We start from the raw sequence: 17,044 nt of genomic DNA, 5'->3' as shown, positions 1-17,044 counted from the left end.
ATCCTAACCTAATATAAACATAATTACTTTATTCCCCATTTTGTTTAGAAATAAGCATATCGTATATATACCACTTATATAACAATGTAAACATTCCACAAACTATAGATAAATCCGCTAAATTAAAAGCTGGCCAATACCAATCATCAATATGAAAATATATGAAATCATATACAGCTCCCCAATAAATCCTATCAACTACGTTTCCGATTGCTCCACCAATCATCAGAGAAAACCCAAGGTAAGTTGACTGATCATCAGACTTGTATATCAAGTATGCAAGTATACCAATTATTAGTATTGAAAATGCTGAAAAAAAGAAACCGCCATGCTGTAAAGCGCTACACATTCCAAAACTAATGCCTGAATTCCAAACTTCAACTAGCTTTATAAAGCTAGCGATCTCAATTGATTCTCCCTCATCAATCAATGAGTTTATGTACAATTTGCTCGTTTGGTCAATCAATACTATAATTAATATAACAATTAAGCATAACTTTTTCATAAATTTGCCTTTAACCTATAAATTTTAAGTATATCATAATTTATCTGTTTTGTTAACTCCTCAATACTATGGAATTTTTTTTCTGACCTTATGAATTTTAAAAGTTGTATATTAACTTTATGATTATATACGTCTTCATCAAAATCGAATATGTGCATTTCTATTATGGGCTTTTTCAGATCCTTAAATGTAGGTCTCATACCAATATTGACTACTCCATATAACCAATTTGGGTTATTATAAGAAAACATCACTTTAGCGTAATATGTACCAAATTTTGGTTTTATCATGTAATCTTCTATAGGAATATTTATGGTTGGAAATCCCATTTCTCTACCTCTACATGCACCTTTTGTCACAACACCAGAAACTTGATAAGGTCTGCCGAGCAATTTATTAGCAATTTCTATTTCGCCCCTTTGTACATACTCCCTTATTGAAGAAGAAGAGCAAATTTTGCCGTCAATTATTAATGGCTCTAATTTAGTCAAAGAGTATCCATATGTTTCAGAATATTTCTCTAGAGTTAATATATTACCCAATCGTTTATGACCAAAAGTGCAATTTTCTCCGACAATTATGTGTTTAGCGCCATATTTATCTATTAAAATCTTACTGATAAAGTCATCGCAGCCAACCTCAGAAAAACCTCTATTAAAATTAATAATATACAAGTAATCTATACCATAGCTGCTGATCAGTTCCTTTTTTTGTTCTTGGTCTATTAACCTAAAATTGTTTCTACCAAATAAAACAGTTGATGGGTGAGGCTCAAAAGTTAAAACTGCAGAGGGTAATCCTCTTTCTTGTGCTACCTTCTTTAGAGTAGAAATTGCAAACTCGTGTCCTAAATGAATGCCATCGAAATTTCCGAAGGTTAGTGCTATATTATTTTCTATCCCTTGCTCACAATTATAAATAATTTTCATACAATTTGATGTTTTTACATGTTTCTTATATATAATAACTATATTTTAGCAAGCTACGGAGATAAATTGTGAAAAATGTTGTGATATATGTAAAGAAGGGCTGTCCATACTGCATAAGGGCAAAGGATTTACTAGATAAAAAAGGTGTGAAGTATGAAGAAATTGATGTGCTCAAAAACTCAGATCTATTTAACGACATAAAATCAAAGTATAACGTTAGAACAGTTCCACAGATTTTTATCAACGATAAGCACATGGGGGGGTGTGACAAATTGATGGATCTTGAAAAAGAAGGAAAGTTGGATGATATGCTAAATAATAATGACAATCACACTGATGTCACAACCTACACAAACAGCAATGATGAATGTGGAGAGTGTGTTATACCACATGATGATTTTATGTAACTTTTTATCTTGTTTTGTCGTGTAATACGTAAATGAAAACTAGTATGCTCACTTTAAACAATTCTTAATGAATTAAAAATACAATTCATTCAGTGAGTTTTTTTAGTGGGAAAAAATGACAAAAAATATTTCAATTATTAGCAGAAACTTAATTAGTATCGAATTAGTTAACAAACAAGATTTAGAGAATTTCATCAAGATTTTCACAGTGCTTGATAAACATATAGCAGCTAAAACACTTTTTACAGAAGAAGTGAGAATAGAGTATAAACAGCACAACAATATAGAAGTTGTTGAATTGCTAAAAGATACAGACTTTACATATCATGAGGTTGAAAATGTATTGAACCACCTGAGTAAACATGGAATGAAGGTGCCCAGCAGTGTTATAGCACACACCCTTTTTGCTGCATACAATCACGCACTTGAATTTAAGGATGTAGCATTTTCCTTTTCTGAAGGCTTTCCACAATTTAACATCAGAGTGAGTAAGAACACCTTCATAATAACTCCTATGAGTGAGGAGAATTTGGAATTGAATTCACAAAGTAGCAAGAAATTAATAGAGTCGTTACAGAGCGAAAAAAATATTTATGATTGTATAGTAGAAGAAAATACCATTAAAGTTATAGTGCATTCTGAAATACATCAAGCTATAAATTTGATTATAAAATCACTGATAAAGTCTCGCCTTTTAGCAAAAGAGGAAGAAGGAAAATTCAAAGAGAAATTGAGACAACTTGCTTTTAAGGATCAAGCTTTTGTTGAGTATTCCAGTATCAAAACCATCAGTAGTTATCCACATAATCATCCTCTGAGGAAGCATGAAAGTGTTACTAAGGATATAGAAAATATTTTATGTGATTTCATAACAAATGAGAACAGCGAGTTTGCTATAGAGCGACTAAATAGGCTGAGCTCAGCAGTTTCTCCGGATACTCCAAGAATCATCACTAAAACTATAGATAAACTTGTTAAGTTTCACTAAGGTATACGAGAGCCAATAGATTTCTTGTATTACCTTTTGTCATCCAAGTAGCCAGGGCTACTTGGTTCTTTTTTTGGGTTTCAGCGCTATGTACATAGCTGTACAAACATTGTAGCCGTTATTTAAGTAGTCCACAGAAACGAAAAACTTACTTGACAAACTCCGCCAGCCCCCTTATCATGAAACTGAAGCTATTTCATTTAACTTCGCAATCTGTGCAGATTAAAACGACAAGAAAACTTGTATTTGGCGTCTTATTTTTAATTTTTTGCACTATGTGCACCTTATGTCTTCACAACATTTCTGGGTTTTTACCTATATAAGCTGAAACGCGCTTATAAGTCGTTTAAGACAGTATAGTACGCCGATTTGCAGGATTAGAGAGTGACAACTAGCTAACACGGGGTTTCTTTTGCCTTTTTTTCTGCTTAGTAAATTTCTTAAACATTTAAACTAAGGTGAGTTGCATTTAAAAGCAGCTAAATTGCAGCGTTTAAGACTTAAAAAACGCCAATACTGAAAATAGACAATGACTAGGGCTTCTTTTGCCTTTTTTTTGTTTGGTAAATTTTTTAATATTTATATGGAAGGTGTCATTCCAGCGCGTGACGCTGGAATCCAGGAATTTTATCAAGTATAAAAGTTATGTTAAAATGCACCATTTATGGAAAACTGGATCCCAGTGTCAAGCACTGGGATGACATCATAGGGGCTACTTTCATGACACCATTCTTTTTCCTGGATTGTATCTTATCAGTAAAAAAGAAGAGCTATTTTAGGAAGTTTTTATAGGACTAAAACCAAAGAAAACTTGCATATAAGTTTATCAAGATGTAAAATTGAAGTTATTTTAAAAGAATAGGTTAATTATGAATCTTGTAACAAAATCTGCTATCGATTTTACTGCTTCATCTGTTCTCTCTGACGGAGAAATTGTTGATGATTTCTGTCTGAGTAAGCACATAAAAAATAAGTATGCTGTCCTTTTTTTCTATCCACTTGATTTTACTTTTGTTTGCCCAACTGAATTGATATCGCTCAATAATAGAATAAATGAGTTTGCAAAGCGTGGTGTTGAAGTGATAGGAATAAGTGTAGATTCAAAATTTTCACATTATAAATGGCGAAACACTCCAGTTAATGATGGTGGTATTGGAGAGATTAGCTACACTTTAGTGTCTGATATCAAAAAGTCTATATCAAGAGACTATGGGGTCTTATATGATGACTCAATTGCGCTGAGAGCAACTTTCGTTATTGATGATAAATTTATTGTACGTCATCAATCGATAAATGATTTGCCTTTAGGGCGTAATATCGATGAATTCGTTAGAATCGTTGATGCAATTAAACATAATGAGGAGCATGGTGAAGTATGTCCAGCAGGGTGGAAGAAAGGTAAGCCAGCAATGCAGGCAAGCGATGAAGGAGTAGCTGATTATCTAAACTCATACAGTGAAGAATTATAAATTTAGTACAAAAGTTCTTATTATTGGATCTGGGGCAGCGGGTTATGCTGCCGCTATATATGCAGCACGTGCAAACTTAGAGCCGATTGTAATAACGGGAATGCAGCCTGGTGGTCAGCTTACAATTACTACAGATGTTGAAAACTATCCTGGTTTTGTTTCAATACAGGGTCCAGAACTAATGGAGCAAATGAGGTTGCATGCAGAAAAGGTTGGAGCAAAAATAATAGATGATGAGATAAAAAGCGTTGAACAACTTGAGGATTTTAATGAGTATAGATTTAGATCTTCTGGTAATACTAATGACTACTATTCAGATGCAATTATAATTGCATCCGGTGCGCAAGCAAAATGGCTTGGTTTGGAGAGTGAAAAGGAATTTCAAGGTTACGGAGTTTCAGCTTGTGCAACTTGTGATGGTGCATTTTTTAGGAATAAAGTTGTAGCTGTGGTTGGTGGTGGAAACACTGCTGTTGAAGAGGCGATATTTTTAACTCGATTTGCCAAAGAAGTGATATTAATACACAGGCGTGATAAATTGAGAGCGGAAAAAGTAATGCAAGATAGGCTCTTTAAAAATGATAAAATAAAAGTAATGTGGAACCATACCGTAGAGCAGATTCTTGGAGAAGAAAATCCGAAAAAGGTTACTGGTATTATAGTTAAATCAACGGAAGCTCAAGAATTAAAAGTGGATGGAGTGTTTATTGCAATCGGACACGCACCAAATACGGGTATTTTTAAAGGCTTTGTTGAAATGGATGAACAGGGTTACATCATTACAAAACCTGGAACAACTTTAACTAGTAAAGCAGGAGTATTTGCTGCAGGTGATGTTCAAGATAAGGTATATCGTCAGGCAGTAGTTGCAGCAGGAACAGGATGCATGGCTGCGCTTGATGCAGAAAAGTTTTTGGAGTCGTAGTTAATTCTAGGATTTTAGATAAATTGCTTGCAATTTTCCTTTTCTTTTACATAATTATGTTAGTAAATTATTAGATGGGTTTAATATGCTTTATGGAGAGAATAGGACAAATACTAATGGTTACAGATATCAGAGAACTCTAGATGCACCGACACAAAAGTTATTTAAAGCTATTGATGATGAAAACCTAGAAGCTTTTAAACAAGCTTTGGAAGGAGATGCGGATGTTAATGCGTTTGATGAAGAAGGCATGACACCTTTGATGTCTATTGCTAGAGCTTGTGATGTCACTTATGGTAGACAACCCATGTTAGAAAAAATGGCTAAATTGCTTATACAAAATAGCAGTATCGATATTAACGCTCGAAGTAGGGAATATGTTTATGAGGAAAGGTAAAAGAAAGACAGCCAAGGTCATGTAGTTTTTCAATACCTTGGAAAAGAAATAGTACGTGATGGTTTTTCGGGTTCCAAGCGCTTTACACTAAGAAATGGACGGGGATCAATAAACGCTAGTAAATTCAAGTACATTGATAGTAATGAAATAGTAACGAAAGATGATAATGAACCTATATGGTTTACTACTGATCATTTTGTAGGATATCATGAAGAAAATATTGGTTTCAAGGTTTTGACAGAAAGCTATGACGGTGTAAAGGAGGAGGTAAGGACACCCTTAATACAAAAAAATACAGCCCTACATATTGCTTGCCAAGTTGGAGCTAGAGATATGGTAAAAATATTGCTCACGCACCCAAATGCAAGCACTAATGTCAGAAATTATAAATATAAAAGCCCTGAAAATTGTATTGAAAGAGGTTCCGGAGATGTAATAAAATTGGAGTTTAAAAAAGCACAGGAAGGAAAAGAATTATTAGATGCTCTTTCTAGCGGAAATATTTACCAAGCGAAAAGACTATTAAATCAAGAGCTTAACCCTAATTGCTGGAAAAGAACCTACAATGAAGAAATAGAAACACCGCTTAGCTTAATTATCGAATCGTGTTTACGAGGAATAACACAAGATAACGAAGAAGTATTGACTAAACTTTTAAAACATAAAGACCTAGATTTTAGTCAAATAAAGCCAATACAAGATATAGAGAAAAATCCATGGGTGAAGCAAATAATTGAACAAGCCATTAAAGAGCGATTAACCGGTACTATTAATAGAAAAGATCTAGATGATGTAAAAGAATTGGTAAAGGATAATTGCTTCATAAATCGTGCAATTGTTACTGCTGCATTGAGAAATGCTAGTGAGCCAACTGAGTCCATTAAAAATTATCTAAATGAAAAATTTCCTGCAAGTGTGGAACAACCTGTGGCAAATACGAATAATATACCAGCAGGTTTTGAGCGAGCTTTTCAAGAAGTTGTAATTGAGCTTGAAAAAATAAAAGCTCAACTTGCAGAAACAGAGCAAGAGCTGGATAGTGCAAAGCAAGAGAAATTAAGTCAGCAAGCAAGGATTAGCGCTCTTACTAATCAAGTAGCTCGACTGACTGAAGAAAGAGATAGGCTTTCATCAGAAAATAGACTGCTCCGTACTAAAAGTCTGAGTAATAAAAACGAAAAATCCTCGCAAGCAATTTCTCCTGGTAGAAAACTAAGCAACTACGCTTCTGCTGCTTTTGTGTTGTCTGGAGCATTTGCTGTTGGTGCATGTTTAGCAGTTTTATACGATTATCCAGTAATAGGTGCTTGTCTTGCAGCAGTTGCACTTGTTCTTCTTTTAGTAGGATATTTTTTATACAAAGGAGATGAAAAAGACATAGGACCTGGTAGTGCCACAGATAATCCTCGAGTTACAAGGGTTTTGGCTTCTTCTCCAAACTTTGTTGGAAATTCTTATACATATTAAAAACATCTTGATAATTGAGGTGAGTGTAAACTTGAGTGGTCTCAAGACTCGAATGACCAAGCAGTTGTTGTATTGATCTTATATCAATATCTTCCTGAAGCAAATGAGTAGCAAAACTATGACGAAATGCATGTGGAGATAAGATTTCTGGCAGATTTAATATTCTCCTTATTTTCTGCAAACGATTAGCGACATAAGTTCTCCCCAATTTTTTTCCTCTTACTCCCAAAAAAAGATGTTGTGCTTCATCAAGGTAAGGACAGGCTTTTACATATTCTTGTATACATTTTTTTACTACCGGAAGAATGAATACCTGCCTTTGTTTATCTCCCTTACCTGTTACTATTAAACTTTCATTGTTAATATCACTAACCCTAAGGTTCAACGCTTCACTGATTCTTAAGCCTGTACCATATAGCAGGACGATAATTGCAATTTCTCTTTTTACCACCCAAGGTTCACCCAGGTCGGATAGTTTCATTTCTTTTAATAAAGCTTTTATATTAGATATTGAAAGTGCTTTGGGCAAAGTTCTTCTCTGAATTGGCCTTGATAAGGAAAATACAGCTTCATTGTCTATATTGTGGTTGTTTTTTATGTACTTGAAGAAATTTCTGATTACTGAGAGTGCTCGAGTGTTGGATCTTGCGTTTACACCTCTTGCGTAACGAGAGGTAAGCCAACTTCTTAACTCAGGTACGCTCAATTTTTCCAAAGTGCCGACATTTACTTCTTCACCAATGTGAGTGCTTAGGAAATTTATGAGGTCCTTCAAGTCCCTCATGTATGATTCCAAAGTGTTTGGTGAATAAGATCTGTTGCACCTCAGCCACTCATACCATTTTTCAATGATTGAACCGAGGTCCACAATTATTTTTTAAAGAAAGCATCGATGCACGCATCACGGAAAGCTTCGTTTATATCAGGATGAGAGTGACAAATTCTGTATATATCCTCTGCTGCTGCGCCGTATGCCATTGCAACTGCTGCTTCGTTGATTAGCGTATCAGCGTATGCCCCTATGATATGCACACCTAGTATTGTATCTGCTCTGTTACAAGTTAGCACTTTCACGAATCCTTCAGCATCATCAGTTATTTTTGCTCTGCCGTTTGCAGCAAATTGACACTTACCCACTTTGTATTCACGGCCAGCATTTTTGAGTTCTTCTTCGGTTTTACCAATCGAAGAAACCGCAGGGTGAGTGTAAATGACAGATGGTATGATTCCATAATCAACGTGAGGTACTTGCCCAGCGATTATCTCTGCAACTGCTACCCCTTCTTCCTCTGCTTTATGAGCAAGCATTGCTCCACCGATCACATCACCAATAGCAAATATTCCTTTCACATTAGTTTCATATCTGTTGTTAACTTGAACGAAACCGCGATTATCTTTTTCTATTTTTTCAAGACCATCAGTACATGGTTTGCGTCCTGCTGCCACCAATACCTTATCCGCCTCTATAGTGTTTGTTTGATTATCTTTTACAGAACAAACTTTCACACTCAAAGAGTTACTACTTTGTTTTATCTCCTCAACTTTAGTGCTAAGTAAAAATTTTATTCCTTGTTTTTGTAGACTAGAAAGTAGAGACTTACTTAATTCTCCATCCATTGCTGCAGCGATTCTGTCAAAAAATTCTACTACAGTGACTTCAGACCCTAGCCTCCTCCATACAGAAGACATTTCAAGCCCTATTGCCCCGGCTCCGATTACGACAAGTTTTTTTGGTACTTCAGTTAAAGATAGTGCACCGGTGGAAGAAATAATGTCTTTCTCATCGATATTAATTCCTGGCAAAGAAATAACGTCAGAACCGGTTGCAATTACTATATTTTTTGTCTTCAGCACCTTACCTTCAACTGAAACTTCAAGATTACCTTGGTCAAAAGAAGCAAGCCCATTGATTTTAGTGATTTTGTGAAGGTTAAACAGATATTCTATACCTTTTCCGAGTTCCTGAACTCTGGCGTCCTTATAACCTAGCATTTCTTTTAAATCGAAACTTGCATCCTTAATTTTTATGCCAAGCTTCGACAGATCATTTTTCGTGTGAGCATACTGATAGGAAGAATGAAGTAGTGCTTTGGAAGGTATGCACCCAACTCGCAAGCATGTACCACCAAAAATGCTATTTTTATCTATGCAGGCAACTTTCAATCCAAGTTTTGCAGCAGCGATAGCACACTTATAACCGCCTGGACCACCACCTATAACAATCAGATCATAATCAATCATAAAGAACAAACCTATTTTCTAAAGAATAAACACCATTTCCCTCAGTTGTTACATATATTTTATCGTGAGTAAACACTGGAGTGTGAAACACATTACCAGGTACTTTGACTACCTTTCCTGCACTTTCAGATCCAGGAAAAGCAAGCATTGAACCTTTATTGCTTGTCACCCACAGTGTATGGGCATGCACAATTGGAGCAAACAATTGCGTATTTTCTATTAAATCAGATGCCCAGACTGTTTCTCCATTTTTTATATCCAGGCCGATTATTTTATTATCTTCAGTTACTATAAAAATTCTTCCGCCTTCTTTTTGTTTCTCTGCAGGAATAAGAGGACTATAATATGACTCAATGTCTGATACACTTTTTACTTGCAGTGACTTTGACCATAAAATATTTCCTGATTTCACCTCAATGCCATAAATATAAGAATTATTTGTAGCTATTAAAGTATCGCCAAGCACTCTCGGTGTAGTAGTTACATCTGTGAGCTGTGTATCCAAAAGGTTTGTAGCCAATTTTTGGCTCCACAATTTTTTACCGTCTTCATTAAAAGCTATTAACTCACCATTTGAAAATGGCGCTATTATTTTATCGTTAGAAATTGCTGGCGATATGGAATATAAACCTCGAACCTCATTGATACCGTTTTGATAAGTCCAAACGGAGCTGCCATCTTTTATATCAAACACGTACAGATAATTATCAATAGTCAATACTGCCAATTTATTGTTTATTACTCCTGCTTTCCCTCTTACTGGAGCTCTCAATTCTTTTTCCCACTGAATCTCGCCGGTTTTTGCATCTATTGTGTGTAGAACGTTATCCACTATAAAGAAAACATTTCCTCCGTGACGCAATAGGCTCATGTTACCGATTTTTTTCCTATGTGAGAGGTGTAATTTCCAATTCATAGCCTTTGAGTTATCAATATCAAAGGAATATAAAGCGCCGTGCTTGTCTGGTAAAATAACGCTATTTTCTGTAAGCACTGGAGCTACATACCCTTGAGATAGTTTTTTATCCACTAGACTTATTCGCTCGCTTGCCATTGTATAGTTGCTACACAATAACATTATTATAATAATTATTACTTTCATTACTTAGTTGAGAACAAGATTTATTAATATACATACTAGAAATCTTAATCACAATGAAAATGTTCTTGTTGTACGTTGAAACATTGATTTATGAACAGAATATCACATTATTATGTAAAAAACTATACTCTTAGAGGTAATACACCTCATCCACTATGCAGCAACGTGCATAGCTGTATGAACATTGAGATATAAAAGTAATTTATACCAAGAAGAAAGATGTCATCCAAATAGCCTCTTTTCCTGTCATCCCAGTGCTTGACACTGGGATGGCTTTGTTGCATAGCAACTGAAAAAATCTTGTGGCTACTGACAAAATTCATTATAAATAGCTATTTAACTGTTGAAGAAAAAATATGCCACAAAAAATGAGAGTTAGTAACTGCCATGAATATAACAAATTTCTAGAAAAAAGAGGAAATATTTTTCGTTACATCGATAAAGCTATCGAAAATTGGTATGAAAATAGTCCAAAAATGCAGGGCGGCAACTATATTTATAGTGATAAAGTTGTGATTTTAGTCCATATAATCGTTAATCTTTTTAGAATTGGCTTAAGACAAACAGTCGGGTTTATAAAAGGATATTTGCAACAAATAGGAAGAGATTTGGCAGTTATCAGCTATTCGCAAGCTTCAAAAAAAACTTAATATTAAGATCAATGATTGCAGAATTGATAAAAATAATATGGAAGATATCGAAATTGCCATAGATAGCACAAGCATCAGCATTTATAACAACACACAGCAAGGAAAATAGCGCTGACAGAAAATATCGTGGCTATGAACAGACAAGAAAATTGCATGTAATGTTGAATATAAACAGCAAAAAAGCCATAGCTGCAAAATACAGTAACGGTCTGATCACTATGGAGCTTGCGATTTGCTTAAAGGAGTTAATTTTCAGCATGCCATAAAAGCACTATATGCAGACAGAGCATATGACAGACATAAACTCTATAAATTGTGTGATGAATGCGGCATAAAGACAAAAATTCCTCCAAAAAAACAATGCAGCAGAGCATCCAAAGTATGGCAGAGAGAAATGCTGCAATTAGACTAATAAAGTCATACAGCGAAGATGGAATGAAGAGGTGGAAAAGGCAAACAAACTACGGAAAAAGATCTTATGTAGAAAGTTTTTTCTCGCGACTGAAACAAACATTCGGGTTTAATTTTCGGAACAAATCTGAAATTAATCGTGGGAAGGAACTGCTACTCAAGTGTTATTTGCTTAATCAATTTACTGACATTGGTATGGCTAAATTTGAAATGGCTACATGAATTTATCGTAAATTACCACCGCATAGTTGTAACATTGTACCATATTACAATGTTCGTACAGTTGTGTGCGCGACCGAGGGTTTTATACTATTCTAGAAGTAACCTACGGAAAAGGGGGGATTTGAACCCCCGACATATTTTCATATGTGCACGCTTTCCAAGCGTGTGCTTTAGACCACTCAGCCACCTTTCCATGTATTCATGATATTGAAAATTGTGCTGCTAAACAATATAAAAACCTGGTATATAGGGTTCACCACGAAAATTCACAGTATTGTTAAACTTGCTTCTGCAAGTTGGAAATGTTTTATCGCAACCTGCAAGTATTGAATATTTATCTCCAGCAAAAATTTGGTATGGAGGCACAGTAAACAATGTAACTACTTTATTTTTATATTCTTTTACTACACCTTCAAATGCTGTTGAGCCAAAGAATTTCACTACTCCGTGCTTATAATATTCATCACTCTCAGTTAAATTTGTGTCTTCAAATCTTCTTTCATCTATTACTTTAGTGATTGTACTTATTTTACTAAATTTTTTAGTATCGGCTTTACATTTATCATCGCAAAATTGTGCTCTGCATGCAGGAGAGTATAATTCTGCTATGCTTCTCTCAAGCTTTGCTGAGAGCCCTCTAATTTCAACAATAAATCTTCCACTACTTAATGTTACTTTACCAAAAGTTCCTGAATGTAGATTCAGAGGTTGTCCGGAAACAAGTAAATTCAAGCATATTCCCTCTTTAACATAACCCTACTCATAGCTAGGTATATGAAATTCTCAGTGGATGTTGTGAGTAAATCATACTCCTTCGATAGCCTTCTATTCCTATTAACCCAAGCAAAAGTCCTTTCTACAACCCATCTTCTTGGCTGTACTTTAAACCCTTGTTCTCTTGTTGGTAGTAGCTCAGGTGGCGTATCTTTGTGCACCCAAAATCTACATGGAGGCCTTTTAACAATTTCAATATCTATGTCATATTCTTCCTTTATGTGATTCTTTAAATTTCTTCCTTGGTATCCCATGTCAGCCCACATTTTTTTAACTTTAGTATATTTTGTTCTCATATTGTTTAATGCTATTTTAATACCATCTCTATCATTTTCGTTAGCAGCGCCTACGTAACAACCTAGTATAAAACCCTGAGTGTCTGTAATTATATGCCTTTTTCTACCCTTTACTTTTTTACTTCCATCATAGCCTTTGATCCCCCCTTTTCTGTAGTCTTTACAGATTGACTATCTACTATACAGGCACTCGGCTGCTCATTCCTTCCTATTTTTCTTCTACTATATTTCATAATTCATTTTCTCAAAAATTCCCTGCTTCTTCCATTGCCTGAACTGCTCATACACAGTCTTCCATAGCGGAAAATCATTTGGTAAATACCGCCATTGACACCCTGTACGCAATACATAGAAAATTGCTTCTAATATTTCTCTTTTGCTATACTTTGGCGGCCTTCCTCCTTTCTTGTATGATACTCTGAAGTGTTTTTCTATTCTTGCCCATTCCCTTTTACTTAAATCTGTTGGATACTTTTTTCTCATCTTTACCCCGTACTAAAATTTCAGATATTATAGCCTTTTACTTGTTTCCGGACAACCTCTAAGACAATATTCAATAAAAGAAAGTAAAAAAGGTTACACATTATTAATAAAACCAAGTCGTAATTCTATAAAGCAGCATACATTTGCTATTAAACATAAACTTAGAGAAATGCGTGGGGCGCCACAGGAAGTAATAATAAGGAATCTCAATCCAATAAACAGAGGATGGAGTCAATATTACTCTTCGGTAGTTTCATGTAAAATCTTTAGCTCATTGGATAATACTATACATAGAAAGCTCTGGAAGTGGGCAGTCTTTAGGCACCCAAATAAAGGGAAATGCTGGATAAAAAGAAAATACTTTAAAAAGTATAATAACGATAACTGGCGTTTTATGACAAGTAACAAGATACATCTTATTATATACAGCGATCATGTTATTAAACGACATATCAAAGTGCAAAAAACCAGATCTCCATATGATGGTGATTGGGTATATTGGGGTAAACGTCTGAGAAAAATACCAGATAAGCCATTAAGAGTAATAAAACTATTGAAGTTACAACAAAGTAAATGTGATAATTGTAGACTATGGTTTAAAAGTGATGATACAATAGAAATACATCACAAAGACCGGAATAGACGAAACAATATGATCAAAAACTTATCTTTGTTACATGGACATTGTCACGATGAATTACACAGGAGGTGTGCATGAAAAGCACCAAATTGGAGAGAAGCCGTATGAGGCGCAAAGTCTCACGTACGGTTTTGAAGTCGAGTGAGGAGGGGCGACCTTCTTCACTTAGACAACAATATGCAGATGAAACTACGGAAGAAGACTTAAGGAAAATAGCAGAAAAAGCACCAATAATAAAGTTAGCCTACGATGAATTAGACAGGTTTAGCTGGAATGAAAAAGATTTAGTAGCATATGAAGAAAGAATAATGGATCTACGTAAGGAAGAAGCCATTCTTGAATACAGACTTGAGGAAGGTATAGAGAAAGGAAAAATCGAAGTTGCAAAAAATTTACTTAAAGCTGGTGTATCTGTTAATTTAATAGCTGAATCCACTGGCCTTTCTCAAGCTGAAATTGTACAGCTTAAGCAAGAAGTGGCCTAAGTATCACGGTTTTCAGGGCTTTTTTAGCTCGGCAGTGGTCTGAAAAGTCCATTTTTCACTTTATAAAATGTTTATATTTTACCACCTACTTTATTTGAATAAGTTCTTCTGCCACACTCTGAACGGATACTTGAATCAGGCTCAAGTTGACAAGTAGATGTTATCTTGTTATAATAAGTAAGTATTTATTAATTTAATCTTAACTTAAGAGGGTATTTATGGTAGCAAGTGATAGTGTTTTAAAAAGGTATGCGTTAGCCTATATAAAGAAATCTGGTAGTAACAGTGATGTTAAAGAGTTTTTACAATTTTGTAATACGCAAAATACCACAAATTGGAGTGAGGAGAATTTTAAAAATGCGTATGAAAAATTTACACATCCAAATTCAAGCAATAGGCACGATACAGGAAGCAGAAATGATCAATATAACGCAGGGAATAACGCACAACCTACAGGCCCTCAGACTACACATATACATGTATACAATGATAGAGGTTTAGATTTTTGGGATTATTTACTACTTCGCAGCCTGTTTGGTGGTCATACTACAGTTATAAATAACCCTGGTTTCAGTAGTGGTAGCCATCAAAGCAGAGAAGATAAGAAAAAAGACTCAGAAGACAATAGAAAGTTATTAGCTTTAGGTATGGTAGCTGCAGTTGTGTGTGTTGCTTTCCATGCTGGTATGTGCTTTTGGTACAACAGCAGCAAAAAAGCGGCTAGAAAAGAAGAAAAAATAGATTATCTTGATAATAAACTTAAAACGTTCAGAAATATAGAATTTGCGGTTGGCGCTGTTTCTTTGGCAGCTTTGGTAGCTTGTGCTGTTTACCCAGTCTTACCAGTGTGGGGTTTAGTCATTCTTGGTATTAATTCTCTTGTGTGTTTTGCTGGTGGTTTAGCTTTTCATATGAAGCATGAGGAAGAATCAGAAAATATCGAGAAAGCTAAAGGAGCGGTAGATAGCTGTCTTAGACAAGGGCATGGTTATGGAGATTCTTCTCGTTATGATGCACCACCTCCTTACTTTTCTCAAGATCCTAATACTACTCCAACTGCTCCTCCTTGTAGTGAATTTGATAATTCTAATGCGAAACGGCAGTTTGAGAATTGTGAGGGGTTCACGTATGATAGAAATAAATAGTTTTATTTTTAGCCAAATTAATTGAATCAAGCCACAAAATCTGCTAAAGTTAACTTTATGAAAGCACCCTTAGCTCAGTTGGATTAGAGCATTTGACTACGGATCAAAAGGTCGGGCGTTCAAGTCGCTCAGGGTGCACCACATTTTATAGGAAGCAGAAGTCACACTTGAAATTAATATATGCAATACCTATCTTTAAAGGTTAAGCACTAAACTATTATATATGAGCAAAAAAGACTACTATGAGCTACTGGAAGTAGGCAGAAATGCCAGTATTGATGAGATAAAAAAAGCGTATAAAAAATTAGCGTTAAAATATCATCCTGATAGAAATCCTGGCAATCAAGAAGCAGAGGAAAAATTTAAAGAAGTAACAGCTGCATATGAAGTTCTATCTGACTCTGAGAAAAGGGCAGGCTATGACCGTTATGGCCACGAAGGTGCTTCTGGTGGATTTCAAGGCTTTAGCTCTGCAGGAGATTTTAGCGACATATTCAATGACTTCTTTGGTGGAGGATTCGGTGGTGGTGCAAGTAGATCGAGAGCAAAAAGAAGTACAACAGGAGTATCTGGAGCAGACCTACGTTATGATCTTGAAATTACCTTAGAAGATGCATTTAAAGGAATACAAGCGCCTATACATTATGTGACAAATGTAAAATGTGATACATGCCAAGGCACAGGTGGCGAAGGAGCAATTAAACCAGTTCAGTGCCACACATGCCAGGGAAGCGGTAGGATTAGAACTCAACAAGGCTTTTTTACCATCGAAAGAACATGTACTACATGCTATGGGGAAGGAGAAATAATACAAAACAAATGTAAGAAATGTGGTGGAAGTGGACGTAGAAGAGATGAAGTAAATATATCCGTTTCAATTCCAAAAGGCATAGAAGAAGGAGCTAAGGTAAGGATAAGTGGTAAAGGAGAAGCTGGAACAAAAGGTGGAAAAAGTGGAGATTTATACGTATACGTGAAAATAATTTTTCATAAAATCTTTGCTAGAAATAAAGCAGATTTACACTGTAAAGTGCCTATAAGAATGACACTAGCAGTGCTTGGTGGTGAAATCGATATTCAATCAATTGATGGAGCTAAAATAAAAGTAAAGGTCCCTGAAGGCACTCAAACTGGTACCAAACTACGTTGTAGGGAAAAGGGTATGCCATATATGAACTCACATGCTCGTGGTGATTTATACGTACAGGTAATAGTTGAGACTTTAAATCCAAAAAATTTAACTAAAAAGCAAATTGAACTATTAAAAGCGCTTGAAGAAGAGGAAAATGCAAGTGTACAACAGCAACCTGAAGGGTTTTTTAGTAAAGTAAAAAAAAAATAAGAAATCTGCTAAATGACATAAAGGGGTAACTGTTTACGGGTTTTCATTTAATCCTGCAATTCTTTGACCTTATTAATGGAAAACTTAACAATAGTGTTATTATTAGCCAACAGAAACTTCTTAGTTCCTTAAAACTATGTAAAAGCAATAAATTTCTTTATTTAAG

19 protein-coding genes, 2 tRNA genes and 2 pseudogenes are annotated in these 17,044 nt (G+C 35.1%); 15 read left to right on the top strand and 8 right to left on the bottom strand.

Annotated elements, in window-relative coordinates; translation table 11 throughout:
- Positions 1–28: 28 nt before the first annotated feature.
- Together lspA and ribF are read right to left on the bottom strand one after the other, a co-directional pair.
- The gene (lspA, locus tag AAGD70_RS05940; RefSeq protein ID WP_065094574.1) at positions 29–505 is read right to left on the bottom strand and encodes a signal peptidase II; all 477 of its coding nucleotides are present in this window, start codon (positions 503–505) and stop codon (positions 29–31) included.
- Positions 502–1,434, bottom strand: coding sequence for a riboflavin biosynthesis protein RibF (gene ribF, locus AAGD70_RS05935; protein WP_065094575.1), 933 nt, complete (start codon positions 1,432–1,434; stop codon positions 502–504). The genes lspA and ribF overlap by 4 nt, the downstream gene beginning before the upstream one ends.
- Positions 1,435–1,502: 68 nt before the next feature.
- Here ribF and grxC point away from each other — a divergent pair, with 68 nt between their 5' ends.
- The 7 genes from grxC to AAGD70_RS05900 all read left to right on the top strand — a co-directional run bounded on the left by grxC (position 1,503) and on the right by AAGD70_RS05900 (position 7,087).
- Positions 1,503–1,841 (top strand): glutaredoxin 3, encoded by a 339-nt coding sequence (grxC, locus tag AAGD70_RS05930; protein ID WP_065094576.1) that lies wholly within the window; start codon positions 1,503–1,505, stop codon positions 1,839–1,841.
- 115 nt (positions 1,842–1,956) lie between these two features.
- Positions 1,957–2,829, top strand: coding sequence for a hypothetical protein (locus AAGD70_RS05925; protein WP_065094577.1), 873 nt, complete (start codon positions 1,957–1,959; stop codon positions 2,827–2,829).
- 560 nt (positions 2,830–3,389) lie between these two features.
- Positions 3,390–3,530 (top strand): hypothetical protein, encoded by a 141-nt coding sequence (locus tag AAGD70_RS05920; RefSeq protein ID WP_156518040.1) that lies wholly within the window; start codon positions 3,390–3,392, stop codon positions 3,528–3,530.
- A gap of 168 nt (positions 3,531–3,698) precedes the next feature.
- Complete coding sequence (locus tag AAGD70_RS05915) at positions 3,699–4,298, top strand: peroxiredoxin (RefSeq protein WP_065094578.1); 600 nt, start codon at positions 3,699–3,701, stop codon at positions 4,296–4,298.
- The gene (gene trxB, locus AAGD70_RS05910) at positions 4,285–5,223 is read left to right on the top strand and encodes a thioredoxin-disulfide reductase (protein WP_065094579.1); all 939 of its coding nucleotides are present in this window, start codon (positions 4,285–4,287) and stop codon (positions 5,221–5,223) included. The genes AAGD70_RS05915 and trxB overlap by 14 nt, the downstream gene beginning before the upstream one ends.
- An 85-nt stretch (positions 5,224–5,308) precedes the next feature.
- Positions 5,309–5,620 carry an ankyrin repeat domain-containing protein gene (locus AAGD70_RS05905; RefSeq protein WP_065095393.1) on the top strand — a complete coding sequence of 104 codons (312 nt, stop codon included), beginning with the start codon at positions 5,309–5,311 and terminating at the stop codon, positions 5,618–5,620.
- A gap of 234 nt (positions 5,621–5,854) precedes the next feature.
- The gene (locus AAGD70_RS05900; protein WP_065095392.1) at positions 5,855–7,087 is read left to right on the top strand and encodes a hypothetical protein; all 1,233 of its coding nucleotides are present in this window, start codon (positions 5,855–5,857) and stop codon (positions 7,085–7,087) included.
- Here AAGD70_RS05900 and AAGD70_RS05895 read toward each other — a convergent pair.
- From AAGD70_RS05895 to AAGD70_RS05885, 3 genes are read right to left on the bottom strand one after another with little or no spacing between them, the layout of a single operon-like run.
- Positions 7,032–7,955 (bottom strand): tyrosine recombinase XerC, encoded by a 924-nt coding sequence (locus AAGD70_RS05895; protein WP_065094582.1) that lies wholly within the window; start codon positions 7,953–7,955, stop codon positions 7,032–7,034. The two genes, AAGD70_RS05900 and AAGD70_RS05895, sit on opposite strands and share 56 nt — an antisense overlap.
- Positions 7,956–7,957: 2 nt before the next feature.
- A complete protein-coding gene (gene lpdA / locus AAGD70_RS05890) occupies positions 7,958–9,328 on the bottom strand; it encodes a dihydrolipoyl dehydrogenase (RefSeq protein ID WP_065095391.1) in 1,371 nt (456 codons plus the stop codon).
- A complete protein-coding gene (locus tag AAGD70_RS05885) occupies positions 9,321–10,430 on the bottom strand; it encodes a PQQ-binding-like beta-propeller repeat protein (RefSeq protein WP_065094584.1) in 1,110 nt (369 codons plus the stop codon). Before AAGD70_RS05885 ends, lpdA begins: the two co-directional genes overlap by 8 nt.
- A 356-nt stretch (positions 10,431–10,786) precedes the next feature.
- Between AAGD70_RS05885 and AAGD70_RS05880 the strand changes: the two genes are divergently transcribed.
- The 3 genes from AAGD70_RS05880 to AAGD70_RS05870 all read left to right on the top strand — a co-directional run bounded on the left by AAGD70_RS05880 (position 10,787) and on the right by AAGD70_RS05870 (position 11,713).
- Positions 10,787–11,080: a transposase gene (locus tag AAGD70_RS05880; RefSeq protein WP_080717625.1), complete on the top strand. Its 294-nt coding sequence runs from the start codon at positions 10,787–10,789 to the stop codon at positions 11,078–11,080.
- A gap of 232 nt (positions 11,081–11,312) precedes the next feature.
- Positions 11,313–11,492 (top strand): hypothetical protein, encoded by a 180-nt coding sequence (locus tag AAGD70_RS05875; RefSeq protein WP_265022058.1) that lies wholly within the window; start codon positions 11,313–11,315, stop codon positions 11,490–11,492.
- On the top strand, positions 11,462–11,713 hold the full coding sequence (locus AAGD70_RS05870; protein WP_022626339.1) for a hypothetical protein: 252 nt from the start codon (positions 11,462–11,464) through the stop codon (positions 11,711–11,713). Before AAGD70_RS05875 ends, AAGD70_RS05870 begins: the two co-directional genes overlap by 31 nt.
- A gap of 106 nt (positions 11,714–11,819) precedes the next feature.
- Here AAGD70_RS05870 and AAGD70_RS05865 read toward each other — a convergent pair.
- From AAGD70_RS05865 to AAGD70_RS05855, 3 genes and pseudogenes are all read right to left on the bottom strand, one after another.
- Positions 11,820–11,906: transfer RNA gene (locus tag AAGD70_RS05865), tRNA-Ser, on the bottom strand.
- Positions 11,907–11,935: 29 nt separating this feature from the next.
- A pseudogene (locus AAGD70_RS05860) lies at positions 11,936–12,418 on the bottom strand (DUF2163 domain-containing protein); the annotation flags it as partial.
- A gap of 23 nt (positions 12,419–12,441) precedes the next feature.
- Positions 12,442–13,266 (bottom strand): annotated as a pseudogene (locus tag AAGD70_RS05855) (IS5-like element ISWpi1 family transposase).
- 169 nt (positions 13,267–13,435) lie between these two features.
- On the opposite strand from AAGD70_RS05855, the gene AAGD70_RS05850 reads away from it, so the two are divergent.
- From AAGD70_RS05850 to dnaJ, 5 genes are all read left to right on the top strand, one after another.
- Entirely contained in the window at positions 13,436–13,984 is a 549-nt protein-coding gene (locus AAGD70_RS05850; protein WP_341814074.1) for a group II intron maturase-specific domain-containing protein, read from the top strand.
- Entirely contained in the window at positions 13,981–14,391 is a 411-nt protein-coding gene (locus AAGD70_RS05845) for an Rpn family recombination-promoting nuclease/putative transposase (RefSeq protein ID WP_065094983.1), read from the top strand. Before AAGD70_RS05850 ends, AAGD70_RS05845 begins: the two co-directional genes overlap by 4 nt.
- A gap of 218 nt (positions 14,392–14,609) precedes the next feature.
- Positions 14,610–15,536 (top strand): hypothetical protein, encoded by a 927-nt coding sequence (locus AAGD70_RS05840; RefSeq protein ID WP_065094982.1) that lies wholly within the window; start codon positions 14,610–14,612, stop codon positions 15,534–15,536.
- Positions 15,537–15,599: 63 nt separating this feature from the next.
- A tRNA-Arg gene (locus AAGD70_RS05835) sits at positions 15,600–15,677 on the top strand.
- A gap of 82 nt (positions 15,678–15,759) precedes the next feature.
- A complete protein-coding gene (gene dnaJ, locus AAGD70_RS05830) occupies positions 15,760–16,878 on the top strand; it encodes a molecular chaperone DnaJ (RefSeq protein WP_065094981.1) in 1,119 nt (372 codons plus the stop codon).
- Positions 16,879–17,044: the final 166 nt, after the last annotated feature.

It is taken from the genome of Wolbachia endosymbiont (group A) of Nomada flava, assembly GCF_964027055.1.
GTDB classification, from domain to species: Bacteria; Pseudomonadota; Alphaproteobacteria; order Rickettsiales; family Anaplasmataceae; genus Wolbachia; species Wolbachia pipientis.
Note: the sequence above shows the minus strand (reverse complement) of the source record. Positions and strands in the feature narration are given on the sequence as shown.